The 19,415-nt window shown below is 61.1% G+C and carries 14 protein-coding genes; 9 read left to right on the forward strand and 5 right to left on the reverse strand.

Features of this window, described 5'->3' with window-relative positions; genetic code table 11:
• Positions 1 to 44: 44 nt before the first annotated feature.
• Positions 45 to 1,331, forward strand: coding sequence for a pyridoxal phosphate-dependent aminotransferase (locus GSQ93_RS04170; protein WP_158934356.1), 1,287 nt, complete (start codon positions 45 to 47; stop codon positions 1,329 to 1,331).
• 133 nt (positions 1,332 to 1,464) lie between these two features.
• Here GSQ93_RS04170 and GSQ93_RS04175 read toward each other — a convergent pair whose 3' ends face one another.
• The gene (locus GSQ93_RS04175; RefSeq protein WP_158934357.1) at positions 1,465 to 1,731 is read right to left on the reverse strand and encodes a hypothetical protein; all 267 of its coding nucleotides are present in this window, start codon (positions 1,729 to 1,731) and stop codon (positions 1,465 to 1,467) included.
• 27 nt (positions 1,732 to 1,758) lie between these two features.
• Here GSQ93_RS04175 and scpB point away from each other — a divergent pair, with 27 nt between their 5' ends.
• The 7 genes from scpB to truB all read left to right on the forward strand — a co-directional run bounded on the left by scpB (position 1,759) and on the right by truB (position 11,895).
• A complete protein-coding gene (scpB, locus tag GSQ93_RS37975) occupies positions 1,759 to 2,889 on the forward strand; it encodes an SMC-Scp complex subunit ScpB (protein WP_254073737.1) in 1,131 nt (376 codons plus the stop codon).
• Between the two features lie 100 nt (positions 2,890 to 2,989).
• Positions 2,990 to 4,960 (forward strand): 23S rRNA pseudouridine(2605) synthase RluB, encoded by a 1,971-nt coding sequence (gene rluB, locus GSQ93_RS04185; RefSeq protein WP_254073738.1) that lies wholly within the window; start codon positions 2,990 to 2,992, stop codon positions 4,958 to 4,960.
• Positions 4,961 to 5,395: 435 nt separating this feature from the next.
• Positions 5,396 to 5,857: a ribosome maturation factor RimP gene (gene rimP, locus GSQ93_RS04190; protein WP_047898052.1), complete on the forward strand. Its 462-nt coding sequence runs from the start codon at positions 5,396 to 5,398 to the stop codon at positions 5,855 to 5,857.
• Positions 5,854 to 7,329, forward strand: coding sequence for a transcription termination factor NusA (gene nusA / locus GSQ93_RS04195; RefSeq protein WP_158934358.1), 1,476 nt, complete (start codon positions 5,854 to 5,856; stop codon positions 7,327 to 7,329). Before rimP ends, nusA begins: the two co-directional genes overlap by 4 nt.
• A 93-nt stretch (positions 7,330 to 7,422) precedes the next feature.
• The gene (gene infB / locus GSQ93_RS04200) at positions 7,423 to 10,422 is read left to right on the forward strand and encodes a translation initiation factor IF-2 (RefSeq protein ID WP_158934359.1); all 3,000 of its coding nucleotides are present in this window, start codon (positions 7,423 to 7,425) and stop codon (positions 10,420 to 10,422) included.
• A 96-nt stretch (positions 10,423 to 10,518) separates the two neighbouring features.
• Positions 10,519 to 10,962 carry a 30S ribosome-binding factor RbfA gene (gene rbfA / locus GSQ93_RS04205; RefSeq protein WP_158934360.1) on the forward strand — a complete coding sequence of 148 codons (444 nt, stop codon included), beginning with the start codon at positions 10,519 to 10,521 and terminating at the stop codon, positions 10,960 to 10,962.
• 3 nt (positions 10,963 to 10,965) lie between these two features.
• On the forward strand, positions 10,966 to 11,895 hold the full coding sequence (gene truB / locus GSQ93_RS04210; protein WP_158934361.1) for a tRNA pseudouridine(55) synthase TruB: 930 nt from the start codon (positions 10,966 to 10,968) through the stop codon (positions 11,893 to 11,895).
• Between the two features lie 72 nt (positions 11,896 to 11,967).
• Here the strand turns inward: truB and GSQ93_RS04215 are convergent, their stop codons facing one another.
• The 4 genes from GSQ93_RS04215 to GSQ93_RS04230 form a co-directional block, all read right to left on the reverse strand.
• The gene (locus GSQ93_RS04215; protein WP_158934362.1) at positions 11,968 to 13,527 is read right to left on the reverse strand and encodes a DHA2 family efflux MFS transporter permease subunit; all 1,560 of its coding nucleotides are present in this window, start codon (positions 13,525 to 13,527) and stop codon (positions 11,968 to 11,970) included.
• A gap of 31 nt (positions 13,528 to 13,558) precedes the next feature.
• A complete protein-coding gene (locus GSQ93_RS04220; protein ID WP_158934363.1) occupies positions 13,559 to 14,815 on the reverse strand; it encodes an efflux RND transporter periplasmic adaptor subunit in 1,257 nt (418 codons plus the stop codon).
• 42 nt (positions 14,816 to 14,857) lie between these two features.
• Positions 14,858 to 16,390, reverse strand: coding sequence for an efflux transporter outer membrane subunit (locus GSQ93_RS04225; protein WP_158934364.1), 1,533 nt, complete (start codon positions 16,388 to 16,390; stop codon positions 14,858 to 14,860).
• Between the two features lie 132 nt (positions 16,391 to 16,522).
• A complete protein-coding gene (locus GSQ93_RS04230) occupies positions 16,523 to 17,044 on the reverse strand; it encodes a MarR family winged helix-turn-helix transcriptional regulator (RefSeq protein ID WP_158934365.1) in 522 nt (173 codons plus the stop codon).
• Positions 17,045 to 17,447: 403 nt separating this feature from the next.
• Here GSQ93_RS04230 and typA point away from each other — a divergent pair, with 403 nt between their 5' ends.
• Positions 17,448 to 19,274, forward strand: a complete 1,827-nt coding sequence (gene typA, locus GSQ93_RS04235; RefSeq protein WP_158934366.1) for a translational GTPase TypA — start codon at positions 17,448 to 17,450, stop codon at positions 19,272 to 19,274.
• The last annotated feature ends 141 nt before the right edge of the window (positions 19,275 to 19,415 follow it).

Below are 19,415 nucleotides of genomic sequence, written 5' to 3' on the forward strand. Positions count from 1 at the left end.
AGGGCGGCGCGTTAGACTTTCGCTTTCCATCGGCGGAGGCGGTAATGAGCGAGTCTGAAGGGGCGGTTATCTCGGAACTTGGCGCGCTGGCAAATGCAAATGCAAATGCCAATGCAAGCGCACAGGCGGGTGCGCAGAGCGTGCAGACAGAAGACGATCGTGCACCGAATGCGCGCGACGCCGTCCGTGCGCTGCGCCCGTCGCAGATTCGTGAAGTCGCCAACGCGGGTTTCGGTGTCCCCGACGTGCTGCCTTTCTGGTTCGGCGAATCAGATCAGGTCACGCCGCAGTTCATCCGCGATGCCGCCAGCCGCGCGCTTGCCGATGGCGCAACCTTCTACACGCACAACCTGGGCATTGCGCCGCTGCGCGAAGCGCTTGCTGACTACGTCGGCAAGCTGCACGGCGCCACCCGGCCGGCTGAAATTGCCGTGACAAGCGCCGGCGTCAATGCATTGATGCTTGCGACGCAGTTGGTCGCGGGGGCAGGCGACCGTGTGGTGGCGGTCACCCCGCTGTGGCCGAATCTCGTGGAAATTCCCAAGATTCTTGGCGCTTCGGTGGAAACGGTCGCGTTGACCTACGGCGGCAACGGCTGGACGCTTGATCTCGATCGATTGCTGGACGCTCTCACGCCCGGTACACGCATGCTGATGATCAACTCGCCGAACAATCCCACCGGCTGGGTCATGACACGCGAGCAGCAGCAGGCGGTCCTTGACCGGTGCAGGCAACTCGGCATCTGGCTGGTCGCCGACGAAGTCTACGAGCGCCTCTATTACGGCGATGACGCCGCGGTCGCTCCTTCGTTCCTCGATCTGGCGAGTCGCGACGAACGGGTAATAGCCGTGAATTCGTTCTCGAAGGCCTGGCTGATGACGGGCTGGCGGCTCGGCTGGATCGTGGCGCCCGAGCGCCTGATGGAGGATCTCGGCAAGCTGGTTGAGTACAACACCTCTTGCGCGCCATCGTTCGTCCAGACGGCAGGGATCGCAGCGGTGAAGGAGGGCGAGCAATTTACGCAAGCGCTGGTTGCCGACCTGCGCGCCAGCCGCGATTACCTCGTGACGGCGTTGCAGCGGATTCCGGGTGTCGATGTGCGGGCGCCGGCCGGTTCCATGTACTTGTTTTTCAGGCTGCCGGGTGCGAACCACAGCCTGGACCTGTGCAAGGCGCTCGTGCGCGAGAGCGCGCTCGGCCTTGCGCCCGGCAGCGCGTTCGGCCCCGAAGGAGAGGGGTTTGTGCGCTGGTGCTACGCTTGCGACACGGCTCGCTTGGACGCTGGGGTCGCACGCCTGCGAGCGTTCATGGAAGCGCACTCGGCCGCGTGAGCGGGTAATTGGCTAAGCGGTTGGCTGGTCGCAAGGGTCGAGGTAAAACAGGGACACGGCGGCAAGGTTCCGGCGTCAGACGGCGCCGGAAGGCCGCCAGACGTGAGTCTGGAGGCGACCCAATGTTTCACCTTTACGCATCGTTTGTTTTTGCGTAATATGCGTCCAGTCCCGCGCTTCCGCCTTGGAAAGTGCTACTTCGTCCGGCTGGGAAAAATTCGGCGATCAGGATCTGATCCCGTGTTTTAGCTCCCCCCGGTGCGTGCTCCCAATCAATATGACCGATCAGAAATCGGGCGAGCGCGTCGTCAGTATCCTCGTCCACGGTTTTCCAGTCTGAACGTTGCGAATGGTTCGAGTAGTCGGCGTCATTCAATTCGGCCTGACTTGACCGGTTCATAGACCATACAGGGTCCTATCTAGCTGCATGAATACCCAAGAGGCGAAGATCGTCCTCGAGACTGCCTTGATCTGCGCGCAGGAGCCGCTGAAACTCGCCGAGTTGCGCAAGCTTTTCGCCGACGATATCTCGGCAGACACGGTTCGCACCTTGCTCGACGCCCTGAAGCAGGATTGGTCGGGACGCGGCGTGGAACTCGTGGCGCTGGCGTCCGGATGGCGGTTTCAGAGCAAACCTGCAATGCGGGCCTATCTCGATCGGCTACACCCGGAAAAGCCGCCCAAATATTCGCGCGCCGTTCTCGAAACGCTCGCGATCATTGGTTACCGGCAGCCTGTGACACGTGGCGACATCGAAGAAATTCGCGGTGTCACGGTGAACACGCAGGTCGTGAAGCAACTCGAAGACCGCGGCTGGATCGAGGTGATCGGTCATCGCGACGTGCCGGGCCGGCCAGCGCTCTATGCCACTACCAAGCAGTTCCTGGATGACCTGGGGTTGAGCGCGCTGGATGAACTGCCCGCGCTCGACAACCCGTCGGCGCAACTGGAAGCGTCGTTGCTCGCCCAGCACGCTATCGATTTCCCCGGCGACGACGCTGCGGCAATCGGCGCTGCGCTGGTGCAAGGGCTGGAATCGAAGCGCGAACCCGCTTTGTTGCCGGACGCCTCGAGCGCGATCACGCATGAAGCGACTCAGTCGTCGAATTCGCAGGAACCCGTCGCGGCCGAAGCAGTCCACCTGGAAGAGACGGCGTTTTTGCATTCACCAGTCGGCACGGATAACGGCGCTGATGAGCCTGAGAATGCGGAAAACGCCGATGCGCATACGAACGCACCGGTGCAATTTGAACCGCAGCAAGCGGCGTCCCTGACCGGCTCGGAATCGCTCGAAGCGGTAGCGGGTGCCAGCGGGGACCCATTACAAGCAACGCCCGGCGACGCGGTCAACCGTCGCGAGGCGGCGCCGGATGCCGGTGCATTGACAAGCGACGCTGCGGGACACGCATTACCGCACGCCGCAGATGAATCCGATGGCGCTGACAACGCGAATACACCGGATGCATCGAAGCTATTCGACGCATCGAATGCGCCGGACGAATCAAGCGAAACCGACGAATTCAACGCACCGGACGACCAGACTGCGCGCCGCGCCTGAGGCCTGTTTGCCCGAACCTTCATTCGGCTGCTAATCACCATCGGCCGGATTTTTTGACGCGCCCGCGACGGGCGCGCGACCCGACACAATTGAGGTTGTTTTGACACATTCCCACGACAGCGATTCGCCCGAATCCGAGCGCCCCGTTCGTGCCGATGAAGCACATGGCCAGGCCGATGCAGGCGAACGCACACGCAACGACGAACCCGGCGAGGGCGAAGACCGTCCGCGTCGCGGCTTGCGGCGCGGGCCTCGCAGCCTGATCGCCCGCCGTCGCGCCGTCGCCAAGACGAAGGGCGCCGACGGCGCGTCGTCAGCGGCGCCGGCTGGCGTGATCGCCGAGGCACCTCCGGATGGCGTGATCGCGGCGCAGGTGCGCATGCCGCGCAAGGATGCTGGCTCACGTGGGCCACGCAGTGGCTCGGGTGGTGCAGACGGCGCACGGACCGGGTCCGGCGGAAAGCCCCGTGTTCCGCGTGAAGGTTCGGCTGACGGCGCTCGCGAAGGCCAGGCGCCGCGTGAAGGCGGCCGTCGCCCGGCGCGCCAGGCTCAACAACCTGGACAAGCTCAAAAGCGTGGTCGCCGCGATGACGCTGCAACACAGGCAATGCCGGCAGCAACTACAACCGCAGCAGGCAGCGAGGACGACGTTTTCGCGTATGTGACATCGCCTGCATTCGACGCCGACAACACCTCGGGCAGCGTGAACGCTCCCATGTTGCGTCGTGGCCGCCCCGTTCCTCAAAAACGTGTGCTCGAAGCGGATGACGACACGCCGAAGCTGCACAAGGTGCTGGCCGAAGCGGGCATGGGTTCGCGCCGCGACATGGAAGAACTGATTGTCGCCGGCCGGGTATCGGTAAATGGTGAGCCGGCGCATATCGGCCAGCGCATCATGCCGACCGATCAGGTCCGCATCAACGGCAAGCCCGTCAAGCGCAAGCTCGCGAGCAAACCGCCGCGCATCCTGCTGTATCACAAACCGACGGGCGAGATCGTCAGTCACGCCGATCCGGAAGGCCGTCCTTCGGTCTTCGACAACCTCCCGCCGATGAAAACGGCCAAATGGCTTGCGGTCGGACGACTCGACTTCAACACGGAAGGGTTGTTGCTGCTGACGACATCGGGCGACCTGGCCAACCGGTTCATGCATCCGCGATACAGCGTCGAGCGTGAATACGCGGTGCGGGTCGTGGGCGAATTGTCGGAAGGTATGCGCCAGAAGTTGCTGCACGGCGTGGAGCTGGAAGACGGCCCGGCGAACTTCCTGCGTATCCGCGATGGCGGCGGCGAGGGCACGAATCATTGGTATCACGTGGCGCTGGCTGAAGGCCGGAACCGCGAAGTGCGCCGCATGTTCGAAGCGGCCGGCCTGATGGTGAGCCGTCTGATTCGTACCCGGCACGGCCCGATCGCGTTGCCGAAGGGGCTTAAGCGTGGCCGTTGGGAAGAACTCGAAGACAATGAAGTGCGTGGCCTTCTGGCATCGGTCGGACTGAAAGCGCCGGCCGAAGAGCGGGGCGCGCGCAGCGCTGCACCGCGCATTCAGCCGGATCCGCTGCAAACCTCGATGGGCATCATCACGCGTGAGCCGGTGCTTAGTTCGCATGGCCGGTTCGCCCAGACGACGCCTACACGCGGCGGCCCCGGTGGCTCGGGCGGTCCGGGCGGACGGCGCGGCGCACCCGGCGGTTTCGGCGGCGGTTCCGGTTCCGGCGGCGGTTACGCAGGCAACGGCGGCAGCGGCGGTGGTTATGGTGCGCGTGGCAGCAATGGCGGCCGGGAAGCAAACGGCAATCGTGCGGGCGGCGAAGCAAATGGCAACCGCGCAATGCCGCGTCCAGGCGGCTCCGCTGGCGGCCCGCGCGGCAGTCGTCCGCCCGGCTCACCTGCCATGGGTAGCGGCAATGGTGCAGGCGGACGTTCGGCAAATGGCGGCGGCAAGCGCCCCGGTCAGGGCGGCCGTCAAGGTCCGGCTGGCGCGGGTGCGCAAGGTAATGGCGGTAACGCAGGCGGCGCAGGCCGCGGCGGTGCGCGCCCGGCTCCGCGCAACCGGACGCGCGGACGCTAAAGGTCAGGTGGCGCGCCTGACACGAGCGCTAGCGTGTTCGAAAAGGCGCGACACGCGACTCGGACGGAGTGGCGGGCATGCGGACAGTCGCATTGCTCGCTTGTCCATAAAATTCAGCACGATGACTTTAGCCTCGGGAAACTCCGACAAAAACGTGATGAATGCTTTCGATTTGCCTTGTAAATGGCCGTCAAATGGCTATATACAGGGCGCATTGGTTGCGTTTATCCCGAAAAATGGCTAAAATCACGAAGTCGCTGGGCATGGTGTTTGTTTCGCCGCCCGGATGTGATCTCGGTACAGAAGGATGGGCGTTGCGCCCATTTTTTTTTGGCCGTTCGGTTCAGCATCTTGGGGCAACGAAAGTGCGCCAGCTCAAGGCGCGGTCCGCAGGTGTTCGGCGTGGAGCGCGCGAACATCTTGGAGTCTTTCACTGTGCAACTGACGGAAATCATCGAAACCACGGTCTCGGGCCTGGGCTACGAACTTGTCGATATCGAGCGCGCGGGGGGCGGTTTGCTGCGTATCTCCATCGACCAGCCCGCCGGCATCGCGATCGAAGACTGTGAGAAAGTCACACGTCAGCTTCAGTATCTGTTCGAAGTCGAGAATATCGATTACTCACGGCTCGAAGTCGGGTCGCCGGGTCTCGATCGTCCGCTCAAGAAATTGGCGGATTTCGAACGCTTCGCAGGCAGCGAAGTCACTATCACATTGAAGAAGCCGCTGGACGGGCGCAAGTCGTACCGTGGCATCCTGCATGCCCCGGACGGCGAGTCGATCGGTTTGGAATTCGAAGGGAAGGACGGCGGCGCTGCGATGCTCGATTTCACGCTCGCAGACCTCGATAAAGCACGTCTCGTCCCCAAAGTTGACTTTAGGAGCCGCAAACAATGAGTCGCGAAGTTTTGATGCTGGCGGATGCGCTGGCGCGCGAGAAGAACGTCAACAAGGACGTGGTGTACGCAGCGCTCGAAGCAGCGCTTGCTTCGGCAACGAAGAAGCTGTTCGAGGAAGACGTGGACATCCGCGTGGCAATCGATCGTGAAAGCGGCGAGCACGAAACCTTCCGTCGCTGGAAAGTGGTGCCGGACGAAGCCGGCCTGCAGGAACCTGACCAGGAAATCCTGCTGTTCGAAGCGAAGGAAGATAAGCCCGACGCGCAAATCGATGAATACATCGAGCAGCCCATTCCGTCCATCGAGTTCGGCCGGATTGGTGCGCAGGCTGCCAAGCAAGTGATTCTTCAGAAGGTTCGCGACGCTGAGCGCGAGCAGATCCTGAACGACTTCCTGGAACGCGGCGAAAAGATCATGACCGGCGCGGTAAAGCGTCTGGACAAGGGCAATTTCATCGTTGAATCGGGTCGTGTGGAAGCGCTGTTGCGCCGCGACCAGCTGATTCCGAAGGAAAACCTGCGGGTCGGTGACCGGGTTCGCGCTTACATCGCGAAGGTTGACCGTACGGCACGTGGTCCGCAGATCGAACTCTCGCGCACGGCGCCTGAGTTCCTAATGAAGCTGTTTGAAATGGAAGTGCCGGAAATCGAGCAGGGCCTGCTCGAAATCAAGGCGGCCGCGCGCGATCCTGGCGTGCGTGCGAAAATCGGGGTGATTGCTTACGACAAGCGCATTGACCCAATTGGTACTTGCGTCGGGATTCGCGGTTCGCGGGTCCAGGCGGTGCGAAATGAGCTCGGTGGCGAGAACGTCGACATCGTGCTATGGTCAGAGGACCCCGCTCAGTTCGTGATCGGCGCGCTCGCGCCGGCTGCCGTACAGTCGATCGTCGTCGATGAAGAGAAACACTCCATGGACGTCGTCGTTGACGAGAACGAACTGGCGGTCGCCATCGGCCGTAGCGGCCAGAACGTGCGTCTTGCCAGCGAATTGACCGGCTGGCAGATCAACATCATGACGCCGGACGAGTCCGCGCTGAAGCAGAACGAAGAGCGTGGCACGTTGCGCAGCCTGTTTATGGCGCGGCTCGACGTTGATGAAGAAGTGGCTGACATTCTCATCGACGAAGGCTTTACCAGCCTCGAAGAGATCGCGTACGTGCCGCTCAACGAAATGCTCGAAATCGAAGCCTTCGACGAAGATACCGTTCACGAATTGCGAAACCGCTCTCGTGATGCGCTTCTGACGATGGCGATAGCGAATGAAGAGAAGGTCGAGGGTGTGGCGCTCGACCTGAAGAGCCTCGAAGGTATGACCGACGAGTTGTACGCGAAGCTCGAAGAACATCAAATCCGGACACGCGACGATCTCGCGGAGCTGGCTGTGGATGAACTGGTCGAGATGACCAGTATTGAAGAGGATGCCGCTAAGGCGTTGATCATGAAAGCACGTGAACACTGGTTCCAGTGAGAAATGACCATGGCGCACTGACATATCGCGGCCGTTAGGCCGCATGACCCCGATCAAACAGCAGGGAATTTGTCCTTGCATCAAGAGGAATGAATGGCGAGTAACAACGTAGCCCAATTTGCCGCGGAACTCAAAATGCCTGCGGGCGTCCTGCTCGAGCAGTTGCAGGCGGCTGGCGTCACGAAAGCGAGCGAGGATGACGATTTGTCCGAGACGGACAAGTCGCGCCTGCTCGAACACTTGCGGAAGTCCCACGGTTCCGCCGATGCCGACAAACGCAAGATCACTTTGACCCGCCGGCATACGTCGGAAATCAAACAGTCCGACTCTACGGGTAAAGCTCGCACCATTCAGGTCGAGGTCCGCAAGAAGCGCGTGTTTGTGCAGCGCGATCAGAGCGGTGTTGAACAGGTCGTTGAAGGTGCGAACCACGTCGAAGAAGACGAAGTGGACGAAGCCGAATTGCAGCGTCGCGACGAAGAGGCGCGTCACGCGGCCGAATTGCTCGAGAAAGAAGCGCTGGAGTTGAAGGAACGCCAGGAACGCTTCGAACGCGAAGAGGCTGAGCGGGTCGCGCATGAAGCGGCTGCTGAAGCCGAGCGTCGCCGTGCCGAGGAAGAAGAGGCGAAGCGTGCTGCCGCTCAGGCGGAAGCCGCGGAAATCTCGCGTGCTGCGTCTACGGCGCGCAAGGATTCCCGCGCGGAGTCGAAGACGGAACACGTCGCTGACGAACCGGTGAAGGCGGAAGTTGCCGCACCGCAGGTCGACGAGAAAGCCGCCGCCGAGCGTGCCGCTCAACGCGAAGCTGCGAAGAAGGCGGAAGACGCCGCTCGCGCTGCGACTGAAAAGGCGCGTGCCGAGCATGACCAGATCGCGAAGCGCCGTGCAGCGGCTGAAGCCGAAGCGCGTGCTATCCGCGAAATGATGAATACGCCGCGTAAGGCTCAACAGGCGAAACCGCCTGAGCCGTCGCCTGCCGCCGTGGCTGCTGCCGCGGCAGCGGTTGTCGCCGCCAAGGTGGCCGAAGGCGCGAAGGCTGCGGAAGCCAAGGGTACGTTGCACAAGCCAGCACGGCCGGAAGGCTCGGCACCTGCCCGTCCGGCAGTCGCGAAGAAGCCGGCTGCAGGCGCACCGGCGGCGACCACACCGTCGTTGGGACCGGACAAGAAGAAGGCCGGTGGCAAGAGCAGCTGGCAGGACGATGCAGCCAAGCGCCGCGGTATCAAGACGCGTGGCGACACCAGCGGTGGCGTAGATCGCGGCTGGCGCGGCGGCCCGAAGGGTCGTGGCAAGCATCAGGATCAGACGAACTTCCAGGCGCCGACGGAACCTGTGGTGCGGGAAGTGCATGTGCCGGAAACCGTGTCGGTGGCGGATCTGGCGCACAAGATGTCGGTGAAGGCTTCGGAAGTCATCAAGGTGATGATGAAGCTGGGCCAGATGGTCACGATCAACCAGGTGCTGGACCAGGAAACGGCGATGATTGTCGTCGAAGAACTGGGTCACAGCGCGGTTGCGGCCAAGCTGGACGATCCGGAAGCCATGCTGGTCGAAGGTGAAACGCAGGAAGAAGTGGGCGAACGCCTGCCGCGTCCTCCGGTTGTCACGGTCATGGGTCACGTCGACCACGGCAAGACCTCGCTGCTCGATTACATTCGCCGCGCGAAGGTCGCGTCGGGCGAAGCGGGCGGGATTACGCAGCACATTGGTGCATACCACGTGGAAACGCCGCGCGGCGTGATTACGTTCCTGGACACGCCGGGTCACGAGGCCTTCACGGCCATGCGTGCTCGCGGTGCAAAGGCAACGGACATCGTGATTCTGGTGGTCGCAGCGGACGACGGCGTGATGCCGCAAACGAAGGAAGCCATCGCTCACGCGAAGGCGGGTGGCGTGCCTATCGTCGTGGCGATCAACAAGATCGACAAGCCGGGTGCCGCTCCTGAGCGCGTGAAGCAGGAACTCGTGGCCGAAGGCGTCGTGCCGGAAGAGTACGGTGGTGATTCGCCGTTCATCGAAGTGTCGGCGAAGACGGGTGTTGGCATCGAAAGCTTGCTGGAAAACCTGTTGCTGCAAGCGGAAGTGATGGAGCTGAAGGCGCCTGTCGATGCACCTGCCAAGGGTCTTGTGATTGAAGCGAAACTCGACAAGGGCAAGGGTCCGGTTGCGACCATCCTGGTGACGTCGGGCACGTTGAATCGTGGTGACATTGTGCTGGCGGGTTCGGCTTTTGGTCGCGTCCGGGCCATGCTCGACGAAACCGGCAAGCCGATCAAGTCGGCGGGTCCGTCGATTCCGGTCGAGATCCAAGGTTTGTCGGAAGTGCCGGGTGCGGGCGAAGAAGTCATGGTCCTGCCGGACGAACGCAAGGCGCGTGAAATCGCCCTGTTCCGTCAAGGCAAGTTCCGCGACGTCAAGCTGGCCAAGCAGCAGGCAGCCAAGCTCGAAAACATGCTCGAGTCCATGACGGAAGGCAACGTGCAGAACCTGCCGTTGATCGTCAAGGCCGACGTGCAAGGTTCGCAGGAAGCGCTGGTGCAGTCGCTTATCAAGCTGTCGACCAACGAAGTGCGTGTGCAGATCGTGCACAGCGCGGTCGGTGCGATCAGCGAGTCGGACGTCAACCTGGCAACGGCGTCGAAGGCGGTCATCATCGGCTTCAACACACGTGCCGACGCTCAGGCGCGCAAGGTGGCGGAGTCGAATGGTATCGACATTCGTTACTACAACATCATCTATGACGCTGTAGATGAAGTTAAGGCGGCCATGTCCGGCATGCTGGCGCCGGAGAAGCGCGAAGTGATCACGGGTATGGTGGAAGTGCGCCAGATCATCCGTGTACCGAAGATCGGCGCGATCGCGGGTTGTATGGTCACCGACGGCGTCGTCAAGCGGAACTCGATGGTGCGTGTGTTGCGCAACAACGTGGTCGTTCACACGGGCGAAATCGATTCGCTCAAGCGCTTCAAGGACGACGCGAAGGAAGTGCGTCAGGGCTTCGAGTGCGGTATGTCGCTGAAGAATTACAACGACATGGTGGAAGGCGACCAGTTCGAGATCTTCGAAGTCACCGAAGTCGCGCGTACGCTATAAAAGATTCACCGCTGGACTCGAGGGCGGAGGGGGCTTCACGCCCGCTCCGCCCTTTTTATTTGCGGCGTCCGGCGCATACAAATTTACGGAAACATCATGGCCAAGAAACGTACTTCCCCCAACCGCAATGTGCAGATCGCGGATCAGATCCAGCGCGACCTCTCCGCACTGGTGCGCGATGTCAAAGATCCGCGCATTGGAATGGTGACGTTTCAGAGCGTTGAACTGACGCCTGATTACGCTCATGCAAAGGTGTATTTCACGACGCTGACCGGTGACCCGAAGGAAACGGAAGCCGGGTTGAATCACGCGGCTGGGCATTTGCACAACCTGCTGTTCAAGCGCCTGCATATCCATACCGTGCCGACGCTGCATTTCCACTACGACCAGACCGTGGTGCGGGCGGTGGAAATGTCGAAGTTGATCGATGAAGCGAATTCCACGCGCGCGAAAGACGACGACGTAGAAGAAACCAAAGCCGACGACGTGGAAGAAGACAAAGACGACAACGAAGACAAAGCCGACGAGAAGGGCGCCTGATCGATGAATGGTTCTACCCGCCCGAAGATTCCGCGTCGTCTGCTGGATGGCGTGTTGCTGCTCGACAAGCCGCTCGGACTATCGAGCAACGACGCGCTGATTCGTGCCAAGAAAATCTATCTCGCGAAGAAGGCCGGGCATACCGGCACGCTTGATCCGCTCGCGACGGGTCTGCTGCCGTTGTGTTTTGGCGAAGCGACCAAGTTTTCGCAGGATCTGCTCGAAGCCGATAAAACCTACGAATCGACCATGCGTCTCGGCGTGCGTACAACCACTGGGGATGCCGAAGGCGAAGCACTGCAAACGCGTGATGTGACCTGTGACGAAGCCGCTATTCACGCGGCCATGGCTCGCTTCCGTGGCGAGATCGCGCAAGTTCCGCCGATGTATTCCGCACTCAAGCGCGACGGCAAGCCGTTGTACGAGTATGCGCGGGCCGGACAGACGGTCGAGCGCGAAGCGCGCAACGTGACTATTCACGCGCTCGATTTGATTGCATGTGCGTTGCCGGATGTGACGTTTCGCGTGACGTGCAGCAAAGGCACTTACGTGCGGACGCTGGCCGAGGATATCGGCGAGATGCTGGGGTGCGGCGCGCATCTGGTTGCGCTACGGCGCACGGGTGTGGGCGCGTTGACACTTGAACACGCGGTGACGCTCGACGCGCTTGCAGAAGCTTCGCCAGCAGAGCGCGATGGCTGGCTGCAACCGGTGGATGCGTTGTTGTCCACGTTTCCGGCGGTTCACCTCGACGCTGATGCAACGCGTCGTTTCCAGCAAGGACAGCGGCTCAAGCTATCGGACATTGAAAACGCGCCGGCTGAGGCCGACCGCGTGCGTGTCTATTCTCGCGATGACCAGCGTTTGCTCGGCGTCGCGCGAGCAGGTGAGGGCGTGTTGGCGCCGGAGCGGCTGGTGGTATCGGTGGCTTGAAGATCGGCCAGTGCAATGCAAAAAAAACGCCACGAAATTTCGTGGCGTTTTTCTTTGCAGATCAAACAAGCTTCAATGCGCCGCCGAAGCCGCGGCCGCTGAATCTCCACCGCCGGATCTCTCCGGTTTGGTGATCCAGATCAACGCGATCAGCGCGACGAATATTCCCGCCGATATATAGAACAGATCGTTCACGCCCAACTGCGCGGCCTGCTGCGTGGCCATGCTGTTGAAGAGCCCGTAACCCTGCGACTGGCTGAAGCCGGCCGCACCGAACTGCTGCATGGAAGCAGTGAAGTTCGGGTTGTACAAATTTGCCTGCTCAACGAGTTGCGCGTGATGAATATTCGACCGATGGTCCCATGCCGTCGAAAAAATCGATGTGCCAATACCGCCGCACATGATCCGCACGAAGTTCGACAAGCCTGATGCCGCCGGAATCCGGCTTCCCGGCAACCCGGACAACGTGATCGATACGAGCGGGATGAAAAATCCAGCCATGCCGATGCCCTGGATCACGGTGGGCAGCATCAGCGAGAAGGTATCGACGCCGGTCGTATAGCGTGAACGCATCCAGAACACGAGTGCGAAGACGAGGAACGCGACGGTTGCGATCTTTCGCGGATCGATGCGCGGCAGGAACTTGCCGACCACTGGCGAGAGCAGGACCGCAAACAGTCCGACTGGCGCGAGCACGAGGCCGGCGTTGGTCGCGGTGTAGCCAATATCCGTCTGCAACCACAGCGGCAGCAGCACGAGATTGCCGAAGTAAAGTCCATAGCCGATGGCGAGCGCAATCGTCCCGCCGGTGAAGTTGCGCAGCTTGAAGAGTGACAGGTCGACGACCGGATGTTCCGCCGTCAATTCCCACACGATGAAAAACGCCAGCGAGATCACGGCGATCAGCGTCAGCACCACAATGGTGGTGGAGTTGAACCAATCGAGATCCTTGCCCTTGTCGAGCATGATCTGCAGCGAGCCGACCCACAACACGAGCAGACTGAGACCCACGGTATCGATAGGCGCCTTGCGGATGACCGAATCGCGGTCGCGGAAGATCATGAACGTCGCAATGGCCGCAACGAATCCCACCGGAATGTTGACGTAGAAAATCCACGGCCAGGAGATGTTGTCCGAAATCCAGCCGCCCAGGATTGGCCCGGCGACGGGCGCGATCAGCGTGGTCATCGACCACATGGAAAGTGCCATGGGCGCTTTCGCTCTCGGATAACTCGCGAGCAGCAAGGTCTGCGAGAGCGGAATCATCGGACCGGCAACCGCGCCTTGCAATACGCGCGCAGCGAGCAAAAAGGGCAGCGTAGGCGCAAGTCCGCACAACCACGAAGCGATCACGAACAGCACGATCGACGTCATGAACAGGCGCACCTGTCCGAAGCGCTGCGTCAGCCAGCCGGTCAGCGGCACCGAGATTGCATTGGCGACCGCAAACGACGTGATCACCCACGTGCCCTGATCCGACGATACCCCGAGGTCACCGGAGATCGACGGAATGGACACGTTGGCAATCGACGTATCGAGCACGTTCATGAACACCGCGAGCGACACCGCGATCGTACCGATCACGAGTTTCGCACCCTCTAGCGGCGGATGAGCGGCGTTTGGTTGAGACATATAACAGTTCCGGGAAAACGTGTGCGAGCGCTTACATCAGCTTGGCGAGATCTTGCTTTGACGCGGGCTGAACATTTTCCTTCGACGTCTTCTGCGAGCCGCCCGTACCTGGGCCCGAACTGCCTTCGTTCGCTTCGATAACGCGGGCGATCTCGGCGTCGGCCTGGTCGCCGTACTTGGCGAACACGTCGGTCTGGTACACGGTGTTCGGCGCGGTGCCGAGCTGGCCGCCGTTCTCGTCCTTGATCGTCACATCCACGTTCATCGACAAACCGATGCGCAGCGGATGCTTCTCAAGTTCCTGCGGATCAAGTCCGATCCGTACCGGCAAACGCTGCACGACCTTGATCCAGTTACCGGTCGCGTTTTGCGCCGGCAGCAGCGAGAACGCCGAGCCCGTGCCTGCCGAGAAACCGATCACCTTGCCGTGGAACACGACGCCTGAGCCATAAACGTCAGCGGTGAGTTCAACCGGCTGGCCAATACGCATCTGCGTGAGCTGGACTTCCTTGAAGTTGGCGTCGACCCAGACGCCGTTCAGCGGCACGATCGCCATCAACGGATTACCCGGCGAGACGCGCTGGCCGACCTGCACCGAACGCTTCGCGACATAACCCGTCACCGGCGCCGGCATGGTGTTGCGGGCATAGTTGATGTACGAATCGCGGACCTTCGCAGCAGCGGCGAGCACATTCGGATGGCTGGCGATGGTCGTGTTCGAGGTCAACGAACGGTTCGACTGCAATTCCTGTTGCGCCGCGTTGAGCGATGCTTGCGCACCGCGCACAGCGTCCTTGGCGTGCGAAATTTCTTCGCCCGAGACCGCGCCCGTTTGCGCAATCGTCATCCGGCGGCGCAAGTCGTCCTGTGCACGCGAGAGATCCGACTGACGCAGCGCGACTTGCGCCGCGTACTGGTTGTCGTTGACGAACAGCGTGCGCACCTGGCGCACCGTCTGCGCGAGATTCGCTTCGGCCTGATCGAGCGCGACCTTGGAGTCGGCGGGGTCCAGCACGACGAGCGGGTCGCCCATCTTCACGGTTTGCGTGTCGTCGGCGTTCACCGAGATCACCGTGCCGACCACTTGCGGCGTGATCTGCACAATATTGCCGTTCACGTAGGCGTCATCCGTGCTTTGGTGGAAACGCGCGATCAGGAAGTAGTACAGCCCGTAAGCGATAGCCGCGATGATCACGACCAGCACGATCAGGCTCATCAGCACCCGGCGCTTGGTGTTGTTGGTTTTGGGCGCCGGCGCTGCTGCGGCGTTTTGTTGAGGGTCGCTCATGAATGGCTCCGTATTCTCTGTCTTGGGTTGCTGCTAGTCGATTCAGTTGGCTGTCTTGGCCGCAGCCGACGCGGTCTGCGACGGTGCGCTTTTCGACGTTTGCCCGTCGATGGCCAGGTTCGTGTCCGCGGCGTCAAAACCTCCGCCCAGCGCCTTGATGAGACCCAGTTGCAGGTCGCGGCGCTTCATGCGCAGGTTCGTCACGGTCTGCTCGTTCGCCAACCGGTTCTGATCGGCGGTGAGCACTTGCAGTTGCTGCGATAAACCCGCTTTGTAGCGAATCACGGCGAGCTGATAAGCATGCGTCGAGGCATCGAGGGCGCGCGTGGCATCGCTGGTTTGCTGATCGACCGAACGGATCGATGCGATCTGCGTGGCGACGTCATTCAGCGCGTTGATCAGGGTCTGGTTGTAGTTGGCGACGTCCAGGTCAAAGTCCGCGTAACGGCCCTTCAACTGCGAGCGCAATGCGCCGGCGTCGAAGATCGGCAAGTGGATGGCGGGTCCCGCCTGGAACTGACGGCTGCCAAAGTTGAGGAAGCGGCCCCAACCGAAGGCATCGAAACCTGCTGCCGCCGACAAATTGATGTCGGGGAAAAACTCGGCCTTTGCTTCCTTGATGTCCGACGTCGCCGCTTCCACTTGCCAGCGGGCCGCGACAATATCCGGACGGCGCGAAATCAGATCGGCGGGCACGTTGTCCGGCAGCGTGACCTCGATCTTCGTATTGAGCACCGGCGTGGCGATCTTCAAGCCCCGGTCCGGACCTTGGCCAAGCAACGCGCCCAACTGATAACGCGTGGTCGTGATCTGGCCATCGAGTTCGGACAGGTTCGTCTGGCTCGTCGCGATATTGCCTTCGGCGGTGCGGCTTTCCACGTTTGTGTCGAGGCCCGCCAGCACACGGCCGTTCGTGATCTTTCCGATGTCCGTCCGGTTCGCGATCTCGCGCTGGGCAACCGCGCGCAGTGCGTAGAGCAGGGCGAGCTGGTTATAGGTCTGTGCAACGGAAGCGGCCAGCGTCACGCGCGCCTGCTGCATGTCGGCCTCGGCGGCCTTCTGCTGCGAGACCGCCTGATCCAGCCGTGCGCGATTCTTGCCCCACAGGTCGAGATCCCACGACGCGCTGACGAGCGCATTGTTTTCGCTATACCACGAGCCGCCGTACGGAGGCGGGTAGAGCGCATTGCCCGAATACAGTTCGCGCGTCCACGAATACGAGCCGTTCACCTTCGGATAAAGGCTGGAGCGTGAGGACTCAATGTAGGACGACGCCTTTGCAATGCGGGCTTGTGCCTGCGCGATGGACGGATTGCCGGCCAGCGCTTCGTCGATCAATTGCGGCAACTGCGGATCGCCGAACTGCTTCGCCCAGTCGAGCGACGGCCACTGGCCGCCTTGCGACGGAACGCTTTGCGCGGCTTGCAGCGCGTCGCTTTGCGGCTGGGCGATTTGCTTGTCGCTTTTAATGCCGGCGTAGTTCGCACAACCCGCAAGGGCGAACGCTGCCACGGCGGCAGCCAGTACGCTTCGCGCAGCGATGGGCGCGGATGCGGACGAATAAAAGAGTTTCATCGCTCGGCTCTTTGATAGGAAGGGTAAAGATGGACGCTGCAACTAATTTCTTTCATTTTTATTACGACGCCAGTCGCGCAACGGGAAAGTGCCGTCATCCCGCAGGCGTCATTAACGGCGCGCGACGTGACATCAATAGGAGGATTTAGAAGCGGATTTTTCCTGCATGCCGAGCAGCGCCGCAGACATGGGGTCGCCCGAATTCAACAGGATTCGACGTAGCATGCTTTTCAGGAAGCCTACTTCCTCTGGCGTAAATCCGCTTAACAGACGGTCGAGCACCTTCGTGAAAATGGCCGGAATCTGTCCTGCAAGCACCCGGCCTTCTTCGGTCAGCGCCAGCCGGACGACCCGCCGGTCTTCCTCGCTGCGCAAGCGCGTAATGAGTCCGCGCTTTTCCAGGCGGTCGATCAGGCGGGTTACGGCGCTCGCGTCGATCCCGTATTCGCGGGCGAGATCCGCGGCGGCGAGACTCCGTCCGCTTGCCAGCATGAACATGATGCTGGCTTGCGTGCTGGTGATGCCCAGATCGGCCATGGTGAGTTGCGTGACGTTGTTCCACAACGTCGAGCGGACGCGGCTAAGCAGATAACCCACGCTTTCGCTGAGTTCGTAGTTCGCAATCTCGGGGACCGGCTGGGGGACATCGCTCATAGATTCTCGTGCGCTTGCAATAATTGACTATGCAACATTATAGAATCACATAGTTGACGCGGCAAGTACTTCGCCAAAGCATATTAAGAATCTTCTTAATTCGATGCTGCTGTCGAAAGGGTGTTGTTATTTTGAGATTCGCGGTAGGCCTGCCGAGGCTGGACGGCAGGCGTTGACACCGGTTTTCGGCTGTCTTGAAATAGGAAAACGCTTCCGGGTTATGTCCTATTGCACGATGGGGAGGAAGAGGACACGCCAGCGTGTTACACTCTCGGGTTCCCATCGCGCCGAGTGCGGGGGGCGTGGAGATTTCTTTCTGAGTTGATCTTGGATCTAATTCTGCGGCCTGCTGCTTGCACCCACCCACGGCGCTCAACTGTATGTACAAGCTCCTCAGCCTCCTATGACTCGCGCCCTCCGCAATATCGCCATCATCGCCCACGTCGACCACGGCAAGACTACGCTCGTTGACCAATTGCTCCGCCAGACGGCCACGTTCCGAGAGAACCAGCAAGTCGTCGAGCGCGTGATGGACTCGAATGACATCGAAAAGGAACGTGGCATCACGATCCTTTCGAAGAACTGCGCGGTCGAGTATGAAGGCACGCACATCAACATCGTCGACACGCCAGGACACGCCGACTTCGGCGGCGAAGTGGAGCGCGTGCTGTCCATGGTTGACTCCGTTTTGCTGCTGGTGGACGCCGTTGAAGGCCCGATGCCGCAAACGCGCTTCGTGACGAAGAAGGCGCTGGCGCTGGGACTCAAGCCTATCGTGGTGATCAACAAGGTCGACCGGCCGGGCGCGCGCATCGACTGGGTGATCAACCAGACGTTCGACCTGTTCGACAAGCTGGGAGCCACCGAAGAGCAACTCGATTTCCCGATCGTCTATGCATCGGGCCTGAACGGTTATGCCGGACTGAACCCGGACGTGCGCGAAGGCGACATGCGTCCGCTGTTCGACGCCGTGCTGGAACACGTTCCGGTTCGCCCGGCCGATCCGGAAGCGCCGTTGCAGCTTCAGATCACGTCGCTCGACTTTTCGTCGTATGTTGGCCGTATCGGCATTGGCCGGATCACGCGTGGCCGTATCAAGCCGGGCATGGCTGTCGCCGTGCGTACCGGTCCTGACGGCGCGATCCTGAACCGCAAGATCAACCAGGTTCTGTCGTTCAAGGGCCTGGAGCGCGTGCAGGTTGAAGAAGCCGAAGCCGGCGACATCGTGCTGATCAACGGTATCGAGGAAATTGGCATTGGCGTGACCATTTGCGCCGTTGACACCCCGGAAGCGTTGCCCATGATCACCGTGGACGAACCTACGCTGACCATGAACTTCCTGGTGAATTCGTCGCCGCTGGCTGGCCGTGAAGGCAAGTTCGTCACGAGCCGCCAGATCCGCGACCGTCTGTTCAAGGAACTGAACCACAACGTGGCGTTGCGCGTGAATGAAACCGGCGATGAAACCACGTTCGAAGTGATGGGCCGCGGCGAACTGCACCTGACCATTCTTGTGGAAAACATGCGTCGTGAAGGCTACGAACTCGCCGTGTCGCGTCCGCGCGTGGTGATGACGGAAGTCGACGGCGTGAAGCACGAGCCGTACGAAAACCTGACCGTCGACATGGAAGATGCAAACCAGGGCGGCGTGATGGAAGAGCTGGGTCGCCGCAAGGGCGAAATGCTCGACATGGCGTCGGACGGCCGTGGCCGTACGCGTCTCGAGTATCGTATTTCGGCACGTGGCCTGATCGGCTTCCAGTCGGAATTCCTGACGCTTACGCGCGGCACGGGCCTGATGAGCCACACGTTCGATTCGTATCAGCCGGTACGGGAAGGCGGAGTCGGCGAACGTCGTAACGGCGTGCTGATTTCGCAGGACGACGGCGCGGCTGTTGCGTATGCATTGTGGAAGCTGCAGGATCGCGGCCGCATGTTCGTGTCGCCGGGCGACGCACTGTACGAAGGCATGATCATCGGCATTCATAGCCGCGATAACGACTTGGTCGTGAATCCGATCAAGGGCAAGCAGTTGACCAACGTGCGTTCGTCGGGAACGGACGAAGCGGTGCGCCTGGTGCCGCCGATCCAGATGTCGCTGGAATACGCGGTTGAATTTATCGATGACGACGAACTGGTCGAAGTGACGCCGCTGTCCATCCGTCTGCGTAAGCGTTACTTGAAGGAACACGAGCGTCGCAGCGCCAGCCGTAAGGGCGCAGTGGACTAACGCAGGGACTAAACCGCGCGAGTCAGCGTGTTGAGAAAAGCCGCCTTCGGGCGGCTTTTTTATTGCGTAAGCGCGGTACAAGCGCCCCGTGTTCGCACGCCGTTTAATGCGTCCCTTATTCGCGAAAGGTCCCCGAAAGCC

The organism is Burkholderia sp. S171, assembly GCF_009766085.1.
In the GTDB taxonomy this organism is placed as follows: domain Bacteria; phylum Pseudomonadota; class Gammaproteobacteria; order Burkholderiales; family Burkholderiaceae; genus Caballeronia.

What these genes read in the sequence shown, in the direction of transcription:
- GSQ93_RS04170 (WP_158934356.1), top strand. Translation starts at nt 45, where the DNA reads ATGAGCGAGTCTGAAGGGGCGGTTATCTCGGAACTTGGCGCGCTGGCA.
- GSQ93_RS04175 (WP_158934357.1), bottom strand. Translation starts at nt 1,731, where the DNA reads ATGAACCGGTCAAGTCAGGCCGAATTGAATGACGCCGACTACTCGAAC.
- scpB (WP_254073737.1), top strand. Translation starts at nt 1,759, where the DNA reads ATGAATACCCAAGAGGCGAAGATCGTCCTCGAGACTGCCTTGATCTGC.
- nusA (WP_158934358.1), top strand. Translation starts at nt 5,854, where the DNA reads ATGAGTCGCGAAGTTTTGATGCTGGCGGATGCGCTGGCGCGCGAGAAG.
- infB (WP_158934359.1), top strand. Translation starts at nt 7,423, where the DNA reads ATGGCGAGTAACAACGTAGCCCAATTTGCCGCGGAACTCAAAATGCCT.
- rbfA (WP_158934360.1), top strand. Translation starts at nt 10,519, where the DNA reads ATGGCCAAGAAACGTACTTCCCCCAACCGCAATGTGCAGATCGCGGAT.
- truB (WP_158934361.1), top strand. Translation starts at nt 10,966, where the DNA reads ATGAATGGTTCTACCCGCCCGAAGATTCCGCGTCGTCTGCTGGATGGC.
- GSQ93_RS04215 (WP_158934362.1), bottom strand. Translation starts at nt 13,527, where the DNA reads ATGTCTCAACCAAACGCCGCTCATCCGCCGCTAGAGGGTGCGAAACTC.
- GSQ93_RS04220 (WP_158934363.1), bottom strand. Translation starts at nt 14,815, where the DNA reads ATGAGCGACCCTCAACAAAACGCCGCAGCAGCGCCGGCGCCCAAAACC.
- GSQ93_RS04225 (WP_158934364.1), bottom strand. Translation starts at nt 16,390, where the DNA reads ATGAAACTCTTTTATTCGTCCGCATCCGCGCCCATCGCTGCGCGAAGC.
- GSQ93_RS04230 (WP_158934365.1), bottom strand. Translation starts at nt 17,044, where the DNA reads ATGAGCGATGTCCCCCAGCCGGTCCCCGAGATTGCGAACTACGAACTC.
- typA (WP_158934366.1), top strand. Translation starts at nt 17,448, where the DNA reads ATGACTCGCGCCCTCCGCAATATCGCCATCATCGCCCACGTCGACCAC.